This is a genomic window from Geodermatophilus sp. SYSU D00525 (assembly GCF_054050475.1).
In genome coordinates this window covers 17,473-29,467 of record NZ_JBJGZK010000030.1, presented here as the reverse complement: position 1 = coordinate 29,467, position 11,995 = coordinate 17,473, and the positions used below count along the sequence as shown (strand labels likewise).

Below are 11,995 nucleotides of genomic sequence, written 5' to 3'. Positions count from 1 at the left end.
CCGCCGGGTCCTGGGCCTCTCGTGTCCACCCCCTCAGGAAGGAAGGGGCACCACGAGGCCGATGCGGGTGCCGTCGGGGAGCTCGGCGAAGCGTCCCTCGGGCGTGGTCCGCAGCTCCGGCACGATCGGGTGCAGCGGCTCCGGCGGGGATCCCGCCAGCGCGGCCGCCGCGTCGGGGAAGGCCGACAGCTGGCGCAGCGTGTGGATCGTGGGCGGCAGCATCGGCCGGGCGCCGGCCGACATCTCGGTCAGCGCGGCCTCCGGCGTCAGCCAGCTGGCCTCGTCGGCCTCCCCGGAGACGTCGCGGGCCTCCTGCCCCACCGGCAGCGCCGCGACGAAGAAGCGGGTGTCGTAGCGGCGGGTCTCCTGCGGCGGCGTGATCCAGTGCGCGAACGGCCGCAGCAGGTCCGCCCGCAGCGCCAGGCCGCGGGCGGCCAGCAGCTCGGCCAGCGACAGCTCGCGGGTGAGCAGCGCCTGCCGCTGCGCCTCCCAGTCGTCCCCGGACACGTCCGGCACGACGTCGCCGCCGTCGGGCGAGCCGGCCAGCAGGACGCCGGCCTCCTCGAAGGTCTCGCGGACGGCGGCGCACACCAGCTCCCGGGCCACCCGCTCGTCGCAGCCCAGCGCCTGCGCCCACTCGGCGGGCGGCGGCCCGGCCCAGGCGACCGCGGTGTCCCCGTCGCGCGGGTCCACCCCGCCGCCGGGGTAGGCGGTCATCCCCCCGGCGAAGGGCATGCCGCGCGTGCGGCGCAGCAGGTGCACCTCCAGCCCTCCCGCGCCGTCGCGGAGCAGCAGGACCGTCGCCGCCGGGCGGATCTCCGTCATGCGCGCAGTTCGACGGTGAGCTCGATCTCCACCGGCGCGCCCAGCGGCAGCTCGGCCACGCCGATCGCGCTGCGGGCGTGCCGGCCGGCGTCGCCGAAGACCTTGCCGAGCAGCTCGCTGGCGCCGTTGACCACCCGCGGCTGGCCGCTGAAGCCCTCCGCGCTGGCCACGTAGCCGACGACGCGCACGATCCGGGCCACCTGGTCCAGGCCGACCAGGTCGTCCACGGCGGCCAGCGCGTTGAGGGCGCACAGCTTGGCGTCGGCGGCGGCGTCCTCGGGGTCGACGGAGCCGCCCACCTTGCCGGTGCGCCGCAGCCCGCCGTCGACGAACGGCAGCTGGCCGGAGGTGAACACCAGGGTCCCGGTGCGCACGGCCGGCACGTAGGAGGCGACCGGCGCGGCCACCGGGGGCAGCCGGATGCCGAGTTCGGCCAGCCGCGCGTGCCAGCTCGGGGCCTGCATCCCCTGCGTCATCGCCGCCGCCTCAGTCCAGCGGGCGCTTGAGGTAGGCGACCGGCTGCTCGGGGCCGGTCGGGCCGGGCAGCACCGTCACCAGCTCCCACCCGTCGGTCCCCCACGAGTCGAGGATCGCCTTGGTGTTGTGGATCAGCAGCGGGATGGTGGCGTACTCCCACCTGCGGCGGGCCGGATCGCTCATGGGGGACGACGCTAGCGCAGCGCCGGGAGCCCAGCCGGGGGTGCGCTGCGGCCGCGACGGGCCGTGGTCCCCGGAGTGCTCCTAGGCTGGTCAGGGTGAGCCCCGACTTCCCCGTGCGCTGCCACGTCGTCACCGGGAAGGGCGGGACCGGCAAGACCACGGTCGCCGCCGCCCTGGCCCTGGCCCTGGCGTCGGAGGGCCGCACCGTCCTGCTCGTCGAGTGCGAGGGCCGGCAGGGCATCGCCCAGCTCTTCGACACCCCGCCGCTGCCCTACGAGGAGCGCCGGGTCGCGGTCACCCGCCACGGCGGGGAGGTGCGGGCGCTGGCGATCGACGTCGAGGAGGCCCTGCTCGAGTACCTCGAGATGTTCTACAACCTCCGCCGCGCCGGCCGGGCGCTGCGCAGGATGGGCGCCGTCGACTTCGCGACGACGATCGCCCCGGGCCTGCGCGACGTCCTGATCACCGGGAAGATCAAGGAGGCGGTGACCCGGCGCAAGGACGGCCACCGGGTCTACGACGCGGTCGTCGTCGACGCCCCGCCGACCGGGCGGATCACCAGGTTCCTCAACGTCACCAGCGAGATGGCCGGCCTGGCACGCTCCGGCCCGATCAAGACGCAGAGCGACGGCGTGATGGCGGTGCTGCGCTCCCCCCAGACGGCGGTGCACCTGGTCACCCTCCTCGAGGACATGCCGGTGCAGGAGACCGCCGACGCCATCGCCGAGCTCACCGAGGCCAAGCTGCCCGTCGGCTCGGTGATCGTGAACATGGCCACCGAGCCGGTGCTGCCCGAGCCGGCGCTGGTGCGGGCCGCCGAGGGCGAGGTGACCGGGGCCGACCTCGTGCCCGGGCTGACCGCCGCGGGCCTGCCGGCCGACCCGGCGCTGGCCGACGCGCTGGCCGCGGAGGCGGTCGAGCACGCGCAGCGGTGGGCGGCGCAGGACGCGCTGCGCGCCCGGGTGGAGTCCTTCGACCGGCCGACGGTGGAGCTGCCGCTGCTGCCCGGCCCCGTGGACCTCGGCTGCCTGTTCGAGCTGGCCGACCGGCTCGAGGAGCACCTCGGCGCGGAGGTGCCGGCGTGAGCGCGGCCCGCGCCGCCTCCCCGGCGGCCGACCGGCACGCCCCGCCGATGGACCTCGCCTCCCTGATCGAGGACCGCGGCACCCGGATCGTCGTCTGCTGCGGCTCGGGCGGGGTCGGCAAGACGACGACGTCGGCCGCGCTCGCCCTCGCCGCCGCGGAGGCCGGCCGCCGCGTCGTCGTGCTGACCATCGACCCGGCCCGCCGGCTGGCGCAGTCGCTGGGCCTGCGGGAGCTGGACAACGAGCCGCGGCGGGTCGACGTCCCGGGGGCGGCGGGCGAGCTCCACGCGATGATGCTGGACATGAAGCGGACGTTCGACGACATCGTGTCCGCTCACTCGACGCCCGAGCGCGCCGAGCAGATCCTGGCCAACCCCTTCTACCAGACCCTGTCCTCGTCGTTCTCCGGGACGCAGGAGTACATGGCGATGGAGAAGCTGGGCCAGCTGCGGGCGGCCGACACCTGGGACCTGATCGTCGTCGACACGCCCCCGTCCCGGTCGGCGCTGGACTTCCTCGACGCGCCCAACAGGATGAGCCGGTTCCTCGACGGCACGATGATCCGGCTGCTCACCGCGCCGGCCCGCGCCGGCGGCCGGGCCGGGTTGCGCGTCGCCGGCGCGGGGCTGATGTTCTTCAGCCGGATCATCAGCAAGGTCCTCGGCGGCCAGCTGCTGCGCGACATCTCCGCGTTCGTCACCGCGCTGGACACGATGTTCGGCGGCTTCCGCGAGCGGGCCACCGCCACCTACGAGCTGCTGCGGCGCCCGGGCACCTGGTTCGTCGTCGTCGCGACGCCGGAGCCGGACGCGCTGCGCGAGGCCTCCTACTTCGTCGACCGGCTCTCGGCCGAGGGCATGCCGCTGGCCGGGCTGGTGCTCAACCGCACCCACCCGCCGGCGAGCACCCGGCTGTCGGCCACCCGCGCCGAGGCGGCCGCCGAGGCCGCCGCCGAGAACGGGGACGGCGACCCCGCCGCGGCGCTGGCCGCCGGCGCCCTGCGGGTGCACGCCGAGCGGATGACCGTGGCCGCCCGCGAGCAGCGGCTGGCCGACCGGTTCACCAGCGCCCACCCGGAGGTGGCGATGCGGACGGTCCCGGCGGCCGCCGGCGACGTCCACGACCTCGACGGGCTGCGCACCATGGCCGACGCGCTGACCGGTCCCGACGCCGACACGCCGACGGGCGTGCCGCGCACCCGGGTGCTGCCCGCGCGCCGCGCCTGATCACCCGTCCGGGCCACCCCGGCCCCGTACATTGGCGGTGATGTCTGCTGCCTCCCGCGCCCGAGTCCTGGGCAAGCTCCTCGCGATGATCGTCGTGGCCGGCGCGCTCGTCGCCGGCATGCTCTTCCCCCTCGTCGGCGGGAGCGGGCTGGTGGCGCGCAACTCGGCGTCCCTGCTCGACGCGCTGCCGGTCGAGCTCACCGACGCCACGCCCGCGGGCAACTCCCGCGTGCTCGCCGCCGACGGCTCGCTGATCACGAACTTCTACTCCCACAACCGCACGGTGGTGGCGTCCGACCAGATCGCCGACGTGATGAAGCAGGCGCTGGTCGACATCGAGGACTCGCGCTTCTACGAGCACAACGGCCTGGACGTGCAGGGCACGCTGCGCGCCGCGGTGACCAACGTGGCCGCGGGCTCGGTGCAGGAGGGCGGCTCGACGGTCACCCAGCAGCTGGTCAAGCAGACCCTGCTGGAGACCGCCGACAGCGCCGAGGAGCGGCAGGAGGCCATCGAGCAGGACGGCGTCGAGGGCCTGTCCCGCAAGCTGCGCGAGGCCCGGCTGGCCCTGGCGCTGGAGGAGACCTACTCCAAGGACGAGATCCTCACCCGCTACCTCAACATCGTGTACTTCGGGCAGGGCGCCTACGGCATCCAGGCCGCCGCCCAGAAGTACTTCAGCGTCAACGCCGCCGACCTCACCCTCCCGCAGGCGGCGATGCTCGCCGGGCTGGTGCAGAGCCCGACCAACGACGACCCGATCACCCAGCCGGGGAACGGCCAGACCCGCCGCAACCAGGTGCTGCAGCGGATGTTCGACCTCGGCCACCTCGAGGGGACGACCGAGGAGCAGCTCGCCGCGCTCATGGCCGAGCCGGTGCAGGTGGCGCCGGGCATCAGCCCGCCCAACGGCTGCATCGACGCCGCCGTCGGCGGGTTCTTCTGCGCCTTCATGCAGCAGTACCTGACCCAGACCCTCGGCATCAGCCAGGAACTGCTGGACAACGGCGGCCTGACCATCCAGACGACGCTGAACCCGCAGTTGCAGACCCTCGGCGACCAGGCCGTCCTCACCACCCTGCCGATGGGCGACCGGCTCGCCGGCATGTTCACCGCCGTGCAGCCGGGCACCGGCGCCGTCCTGGCGATGAGCGTCAACCGGCAGTACGGCTGCGCCGACCCGCAGTGCGAGTCCGTCGTCCTGCACACGGCGGCCAGCAAGGGCTCCGGCTCGACCTACAAGGTGTTCACCGCCGCCGCGGCGCTGGAGGCGGGCATCCCGGCCAGCACCGTGATCAGCACGCCGGGCAACCAGTACACCTCGCGGGTGTTCCGCGGCCCCTCCTGCGGCGGCGACCGGTCCCAGTCGACCGGCATGTACTGCGTCGAGAACGCCGGCAACTACCCCGACACCCTCGACATGGTCGGCGCGCTGGTCCGCTCGTCGAACACCTACTTCCTCGCGCTGGAGGACCGGCTGGGCAGCGTCGAGGGCCCGGTGCGGATGGCCGAGCGGATGGGCATGGGCTTCGACCAGCCCACCCAGAACTCCGCCGACGAGATCATCGACGGCAACTTCGGCTCGTTCACGCTCGGCGCCGAGGCCACCAGCCCGCTGGACCTGGCCAACGCGTACGCCACGCTCGGCGCCCAGGGCACCCAGTGCGACCCGATCCCGGTCACCCAGGTGCTGGACCGCGACGGCCGGCCGCTCACCGGCGACGACGGGCAGCCCGTGGCCCGCGGCAACCAGTGCACCCCGAACGCGATCCCGCCGAACATCGCCAACACGCTGGCCAACATCCTGGTCGGCGACACCGCCCTCCCCGAGGGCACGGGCACCCGGGCCGCCATCCCGGGTCACGCGATCGCCGGCAAGACCGGTACCGCGCAGGGCCGGGACTCGGTGGCCTTCGTCGGGGTCATGCCCGAGTACGCGGCCAGCGTCATGGTGTTCAACCCCAAGGAGCAGCAGGACGTCGGCGGCTACGGCGGCAACATGCCGGCCACCATCTGGCACAACGCCTTCGCGCCCTTCCTCGCCGACAAGCCCACCTCGGCGTTCCCGCCGGCCGACCCGGTCCTGCTGCAGGGGCAGCCCGCCCCGCCGGCGCCGAGCGCCCCCGTGCCCACGCCGGACCAGGGGACCGCGACGCCGGACCAGGGCGGCGCCGGCCAGGGCGACGGCGGCCAGGGCGACGGCGGCCAGGGCGACGCGAACGGCCGGCCCGGCAACGGGAACTGGGGCGGCGGCGACGGGGGCCGGGGCGACAACTGACCCGGCCGCGGCCCCGGTCAGCCCAGCTGGCGGCGGACCTCCGCGGCCACCCGGGCACCCTCGGCCCGGCCGGCGACGGCCGCGTTGGCGGCGCCCATGACCCGGCCCATGTCCTTCATGCCGCTCGCGCCGGTGCGGGTGATCGCGTCGGCCACGATCGCGGCGAGGTCGGCGTCGTCGAGCTGGGCGGGCAGGTAGGCGGCCACCACCTCGCCCTCCGCGCGCTCGCGGCCGGCCTGCTCGGCGCGGCCGGCCGTGTCGAACGCCTCGGCCGCCTCCCGGCGCCGCTTGGCCTCGCGCCGCAGCACGGCGAGCACCTCGTCGTCGGACAGCTCCCGGGCCTCCTTGCCGGCGACCTCCTCCGCGCTGACCGCCGCGAGCACCATCCGCAGCGTCGCGGTACGCAGCTCGTCGCGGGCCTTCATGGCGGTGGTGAGGTCGGCGCGCAGCCGGTCCTTGAGGTCAGACACGCCGTCCAGCCTGGCACGACGCCGGCGGAGGGTCCCCGTCGGCTCGTCCCGGGTCCGGGGGCGGCCCGTACGCTCGGGCCCGTGCGCTGGTACACCGCCCTGCCCACGGCCACCGTCGCCGCGGGCGCCTCCACCGTCGCCTACGCGTCGCTGTACGAGCGCAACCGCTGGACGCTGCGCCGCTTCGACGTCCCCGTGCTGGCCCCCGGCTCGGCGCCGCTGACCGTGCTGCACCTGTCGGACCTGCACATGACCGCCGGGCAGCGGTCCAAGCGCGACTGGGTGGCGGCGCTGGACGGCCTCGAGCCCGACCTCGTCGTCGACACCGGGGACAACCTGGCCGGGACCGACGCCGTCCCGACGGTGCTGCAGGCGCTGGACCCGCTGCTGGACCGGCCCGGGGCCTTCGTCACCTCGTCCAACGACTACTTCGCGCCGCGGCCGAAGAACCCGTTCAGCTACCTCACCCGGCCCGACAAGCGGGTGCACGGCACCGAGCTGCCCTGGCGCGACCTGCGCGACGGGCTGACCGGCCGCGGCTGGCTGGACCTCACCAACGCCCGCGGGGAACTGACCGTCGCCGGCCGGCGGATCGTGTTCGCCGGGTGCGACGACCCGCACATCGGCCGGGACGACCACGACGCCGTCGCCGGCCCGGCCGACCCGACGGCGGACCTGCGCATCGGCGTCGTCCACTCCCCCGAGCCGCGGGTGCTCGACCGCTTCGCCGCCGACGGCTACGACCTGCTGCTGTGCGGCCACACCCACGGCGGGCAGCTGCGGGTGCCGTTCTACGGCGCGCTGGTCACCAACTGCGGCATCGACCGGGACCGGGTCCGCTGGCTGCACCGCTGGGCCGAGCCCGCGCCGGGGCGGCCGAACGGCACCTGGCTGCACGTCTCGGCGGGCCTGGGCACCAGCCCCTACGCGCCCGTCCGGTTCGCCTGCCCGCCCGAGGCGACGCTGCTCACGCTGACGGCGCGGCCCGCCTGACCCGCCGCCGGGCGGCTGGCACCGCTCGGCTACAGTGGTCGAGGCACCGGGGTGTGGCGCAGCTTGGTAGCGCGCGTCGTTCGGGACGACGAGGCCGCAGGTTCAAATCCTGTCACCCCGACTCCAGCTCAGGGGCCGCCTGCGGGCGGCCCCTGAGTCGTTCCCGGGGGTTGGCCGGGCGCCGATGCGGGCACCGGGGACCCGATGACCGAGTGGCTGCTCCTCCTCGCCGCCGTGCTGCTCACGGCACTGACCGGCTTCTTCGTCGCGGCCGAGTTCTCCCTCACCACGGTCGACCGCGGCCGCGTCGAGGAGGCCGCCCGCGCCGGGGACTCCCGGGCCGGCGGCGTGGTGACCGCGCTGCGGACCCTGTCGACCCAGCTGTCGGCGGCCCAGCTCGGGATCACGCTGACGACGCTGGTGGTCGGCTACCTGGCCGAGCCCGCGATCGGCCAGCTGCTGCACGGCCCGCTCGAGGCGCTCGGCCTGTCCCGGGCCGTGGCCACGGGCGTCTCCTACGGCCTCGCGCTGGCCCTGGCGACGACGCTGCAGATGCTCCTCGGCGAGCTCGGGCCGAAGAACCTGGCCATCGCCGACCCGCTGGGCATCGCGAAGGTCGTCGCGCCGGGGATGCGCGCGTTCACCGCGGTCGCGGGCGTCGTCGTCAACGCGCTGCAGCGGCTGGCCAACGCGATCGTGCGCCGGCTGGGCTTCGAGCCCCGCGAGGAGCTGGACTCCGCCCGCGGCGCCGAGGAACTGGCCGCGGTGGCCCGCCGGTCGGCGGCCGAGGGCGACCTCTCCCCCGTCGCCGCCCGCCTGCTCGAGCGCTCGCTGGGCCTGCGCGCCAAGTACGCCACCGACGTCATGACGCCGCGGACCCGGCTGTGGACGCTGCGGGCCAGCGCCACCGCCGCCGACGTCATCACCGCGGCCACCGAGTCGGGCAACTCCCGCTTCCCCGTCTACGGCTCCGACCTCGACGAGGTCACCGGGGTCGTGCACGTCAAGCGCGCGGTCGCCGTCCCGGAGGCCGAGCGGGGCCGCCGCACCGCCGGCGAGCTGGCCGACCCGGTGCTCGCCGTCCCCTCGTCCCTGCGGCTGGAGCGGCTGCTGGACCTGCTGCGCGAGCAGGGCCTGCAGATCGCGCTGGTGGTCGACGAGTGGGGCGCCACGCACGGCGTGGTGACGCTGGAGGACATCGTGGAGGAGCTGGTCGGGGAGATCACCGACGAGACCGACCGGCCGCTGCGCACCATGCGCCGGGTCGACGACGTGCGTTGGGCGCTGTCCGGGCTGCTGCGCCCCGACGAGGTGCTGGAGCGGACCGGCATCGCGGTGCCCGAGGGGCGGTACGAGACGCTGGCCGGGTTCCTCGCCGAGCGGCTGCAGCGGCTGCCCGAGGTCGGCGACTGCGTCGAGTTCGACGGCGCGCGGCTGACCGTGCAGGGCCTCGACGGCCGCCGGGTCGCGCGGATCCTGGCCGAGCGGACGGTGGTGCTGCCGCCGGGCGCCACGGCCTCGCGGGCACGGGCGCGGCAGGAGGCGGCGGCGTGAGCGACGTCGTCAGCCTGCTGGTCCTGGTCGCCCTGCTGCTGGGCAACGCCTTCTTCGTGGCCGCCGAGTTCGCGCTGGTGTCCGCGCGGGTCGACCAGATCGAGCCGCGTGTCGCGGAGGGCTCCGCGCGGGCGGCCAGGACGCTGGCCGCGATGCGCAACGTGTCGCAGAACATGGCGGGCGCCCAGCTGGGGATCACGCTGTGCTCGCTGGGCCTGGGCGCCGTGGGCGAGCCCGCCGTCGCCCACCTCATCGAGGCGCCGCTGCACGCCGTCGGCGTCCCCGACGGGCTGCTGCACCCGATCGCCCTGGTCATCGCGCTGGCACTGGTGACCGTGCTGCACATGGTGCTCGGCGAGATGGTGCCCAAGAACATCACCATCGCCGGGCCGGACCGCGCGGCGATCGTGCTCGGCCCGCCGCTGGCCACCTTCACCCGGCTGCTCAAGCCGGTCATCTGGTTCTTCAACACCACGGCCAACGCGTTCGTGCGGGCGTTCGGCGCCACGCCCACCGACGAGGTGGCGGCCAGCTTCGACGAGACCGAGATCCGCTCGATGATCACCCAGTCGCGCCGCGAGGGGCTGCTGGGCACCGAGGTCAGCGAGCTGGCGGCGGGCGCGCTCACCTTCGAGCAGCACACCGTCGAGGACGTGCTGCTGCCGATGGACACCGTCGTCACGGTGCCGCGCGGGACGACGCCCCGGCAGCTGGAGGCCGTCGTCGCCGAGCACGGCTTCAGCCGCTACCCGCTGCAGGACGAGGACGGGTCGCTGACCGGCTTCGTGCACGTCAAGGACGTGCTGGGCATCGGGGCCGAGGGCCGGGACCGGCCGATCCCGGAGGAGCACGTCAACCGGCTGGTGCCGATCGCGCCCGGCACGGGGCTGCCCGAGGTGCTGTCGGAGATGCGCGCGCAGGGCGCCCACCTCGGCGGCGTGGTGGACACCCGCGGCGCGGAGCGGCGCACCGTCGGCCTGGTGGCGCTGGAGGACGTGCTCGAGCTGCTCATCGGCGACGTCCGCGACGCCGCCGCCGACGCCGCGGCCGAACGGGCCCGGGCGATCGCCGCCCGGGGCGGCCGGTGGGCCGGGGCGGGCGCCGGGGGAAGATGAGCGGGTGAGCGCCCCCGTCCTGTCCCCGGAGGTCACCGCCCGCTGGCAGGCCCGCTTCCGCGCGCCCCGCGTCAGCCTGCCCGACTGGGCGCTGCGCGCGCCGCAGCGCTGCCTGTACGCCTCGGACGTCAGCGGCGTCGTCGAGCAGTACGCCTGGGATCGCACCACCGACGCGCACCGCCAGGCCACCGACCGGCCCAACGGCACGCTGATCGGCACGCTGTCCCCCGACGGCGAGACGATCTGGTGGTTCGCCGACACCGACGGCGACGAGTTCGGCGTCTGGATGGTGCAGCCGTTCGCGGGCGGCGAGGACCGGGTCGCCGTCCCGGAGGTCGGGCCGGCCTACCCCGCCGGCCTGGAGATCGGCTCCTCGCTCGTGGCGATCGGCCGCTCCACCGACGACGGCAGCGAGCTGTGGCTGGCGCCCGCCGGCGGGACGCCGCGGGTGGTCTACCGGCACGAGGACCCCGCCTCGGTCGACGCCCTCACCCTCGACGACGAGCTGCTGGTCATCTCGCACTCCGAGCACGGCGACCCGCGCTACCCCGCGCTGCGGGTGCTGCGGACCGCCGACGACTCCGTCGTGGCCGAGAAGTGGGACGGCGAGGGCCGCGGCCTGCACGCGCTGGAGTTCGCCCCGCTGCCCGGCGACCGGCGGCTGCTGGTCGGCCACGAGCGGCGCGGCCGGGAGGAGCTGCTGGTCTGGGACGTCGTGGCCGACACCGAGACCGAGATCGTGCTCGACCTGCCCGGCGACGTGACCGCCGGCTGGTACGCGGACGGGTCGGCGCTGCTGGTCGGCCACGACCACGCCGCCCGCAGCGAGCTGTACCGCTACGACCTGGCCACGGGCGCGCTGGAGCGGCTGGACACCCCGTCCGGCGTCGTCCGCGGGGCCACCGCGCGCCCGGACGGCACCGTGGAGCTGGCCTGGTCGTCCTCGGAGCGCCCGCCGGTGATCCGCCGCGCCGACGGGCCGGTGGTGCTCGCCGCCCCCGGCGAGGAACCGCCGGCGGCGCACCCGGTCGAGGACCGCTGGGTGCCCGGCCCGGGCGGGGACGTGCACGCGCTCGTCGTCCGGCCGGCCGGGGAGCCGCCGTACGCGACCGCGTTCCTGGTGCACGGCGGCCCCGAGTCCGCCGACGACGACTCCTACCGCGCCCGCCGCGCCGCCTACGTCGACGCCGGCTACGCGGTCGTGCACGTCAACTACCGCGGCTCCACCGGCTACGGCAGCGCCTGGCGGGACGCGCTCACCGGCCGGCCCGGGCTCACCGAGCTCGAGGACGTCGCCGCCGTCTACGACGCGCTGGTCGCCGAGGGCTTCCTCGACCCGGCGCGCGCGGTGCTGACCGGCGGCTCGTGGGGCGGCTTCCTCACCCTGCTGGGCCTGGGCACGCAGCCCGAGCGCTGGGCCGCCGGCATCGCCGAGGTCCCGGTGGCCGACTACCTGGCCGCCTACGAGGACGAGATGGAGGGCCTGCGGGCCTACGACCGGGCGCTGTTCGGCGGCTCCCCCGACGAGGTGCACGAGCGGTACGTGCGGTCCTCGCCGATCACCTACGTCGAGCAGGTGCGGGCGCCGGTGCTCGTCGTCGCCGGGGCCAACGACCCGCGCTGCCCGATCCGGCAGATCGAGAACTACCTCGCCGAGCTGGACCGGCTGGGCCGCCCGCACGAGGTGTACCGCTTCGACGCCGGGCACGGCTCGCTGGTCATCGAGGAGACGATCCGGCAGGTCGAGACGGCGCTGTCGTTCGCCCTCAGGCACGTCACACCGTGACGT

The 11,995-nt window shown here is 75.5% G+C and carries 11 protein-coding genes and 1 tRNA gene; 8 read left to right on the top strand and 4 right to left on the bottom strand.

Annotated features, from left to right (window positions below; translation table 11 throughout):
- Positions 1 to 33 precede the first annotated feature (33 nt).
- From ACI796_RS19855 to ACI796_RS19845, 3 genes are read right to left on the bottom strand one after another with little or no spacing between them, the layout of a single operon-like run.
- A complete protein-coding gene (locus ACI796_RS19855) occupies positions 34 to 825 on the bottom strand; it encodes an NUDIX hydrolase (RefSeq protein ID WP_456942942.1) in 792 nt (263 codons plus the stop codon).
- Positions 822 to 1,301, bottom strand: a complete 480-nt coding sequence (locus tag ACI796_RS19850; RefSeq protein ID WP_456942941.1) for a RidA family protein — start codon at positions 1,299 to 1,301, stop codon at positions 822 to 824. Before ACI796_RS19850 ends, ACI796_RS19855 begins: the two co-directional genes overlap by 4 nt.
- A 10-nt stretch (positions 1,302 to 1,311) precedes the next feature.
- The gene (locus ACI796_RS19845) at positions 1,312 to 1,485 is read right to left on the bottom strand and encodes a hypothetical protein (protein WP_456942940.1); all 174 of its coding nucleotides are present in this window, start codon (positions 1,483 to 1,485) and stop codon (positions 1,312 to 1,314) included.
- Between the two features lie 95 nt (positions 1,486 to 1,580).
- Between ACI796_RS19845 and ACI796_RS19840 the strand changes: the two genes are divergently transcribed.
- The 3 genes from ACI796_RS19840 to ACI796_RS19830 are packed head-to-tail and all read left to right on the top strand — an operon-like array spanning position 1,581 to position 6,074.
- Positions 1,581 to 2,570: an ArsA-related P-loop ATPase gene (locus tag ACI796_RS19840; protein WP_456942939.1), complete on the top strand. Its 990-nt coding sequence runs from the start codon at positions 1,581 to 1,583 to the stop codon at positions 2,568 to 2,570.
- On the top strand, positions 2,567 to 3,796 hold the full coding sequence (locus ACI796_RS19835; protein WP_456942938.1) for an ArsA family ATPase: 1,230 nt from the start codon (positions 2,567 to 2,569) through the stop codon (positions 3,794 to 3,796). The genes ACI796_RS19840 and ACI796_RS19835 overlap by 4 nt, the downstream gene beginning before the upstream one ends.
- 40 nt (positions 3,797 to 3,836) lie before the next feature.
- Entirely contained in the window at positions 3,837 to 6,074 is a 2,238-nt protein-coding gene (locus ACI796_RS19830; protein ID WP_456942937.1) for a transglycosylase domain-containing protein, read from the top strand.
- Between the two features lie 17 nt (positions 6,075 to 6,091).
- Here ACI796_RS19830 and ACI796_RS19825 read toward each other — a convergent pair whose 3' ends face one another.
- Positions 6,092 to 6,544: a GatB/YqeY domain-containing protein gene (locus ACI796_RS19825; protein ID WP_456942936.1), complete on the bottom strand. Its 453-nt coding sequence runs from the start codon at positions 6,542 to 6,544 to the stop codon at positions 6,092 to 6,094.
- Between the two features lie 81 nt (positions 6,545 to 6,625).
- Between ACI796_RS19825 and ACI796_RS19820 the strand changes: the two genes are divergently transcribed.
- The 5 genes from ACI796_RS19820 to ACI796_RS19800 all read left to right on the top strand — a co-directional run bounded on the left by ACI796_RS19820 (position 6,626) and on the right by ACI796_RS19800 (position 11,992).
- Positions 6,626 to 7,537 (top strand): metallophosphoesterase, encoded by a 912-nt coding sequence (locus ACI796_RS19820; protein WP_456942935.1) that lies wholly within the window; start codon positions 6,626 to 6,628, stop codon positions 7,535 to 7,537.
- A 47-nt stretch (positions 7,538 to 7,584) separates the two neighbouring features.
- Positions 7,585 to 7,658, top strand: a tRNA-Pro gene (locus ACI796_RS19815).
- 83 nt (positions 7,659 to 7,741) lie between these two features.
- The gene (locus ACI796_RS19810; RefSeq protein WP_456942934.1) at positions 7,742 to 9,091 is read left to right on the top strand and encodes a hemolysin family protein; all 1,350 of its coding nucleotides are present in this window, start codon (positions 7,742 to 7,744) and stop codon (positions 9,089 to 9,091) included.
- Entirely contained in the window at positions 9,088 to 10,206 is a 1,119-nt protein-coding gene (locus tag ACI796_RS19805) for a hemolysin family protein (protein ID WP_456942933.1), read from the top strand. The genes ACI796_RS19810 and ACI796_RS19805 overlap by 4 nt, the downstream gene beginning before the upstream one ends.
- A gap of 4 nt (positions 10,207 to 10,210) precedes the next feature.
- Complete coding sequence (locus ACI796_RS19800) at positions 10,211 to 11,992, top strand: prolyl oligopeptidase family serine peptidase (protein ID WP_456942932.1); 1,782 nt, start codon at positions 10,211 to 10,213, stop codon at positions 11,990 to 11,992.
- Positions 11,993 to 11,995: the final 3 nt, after the last annotated feature.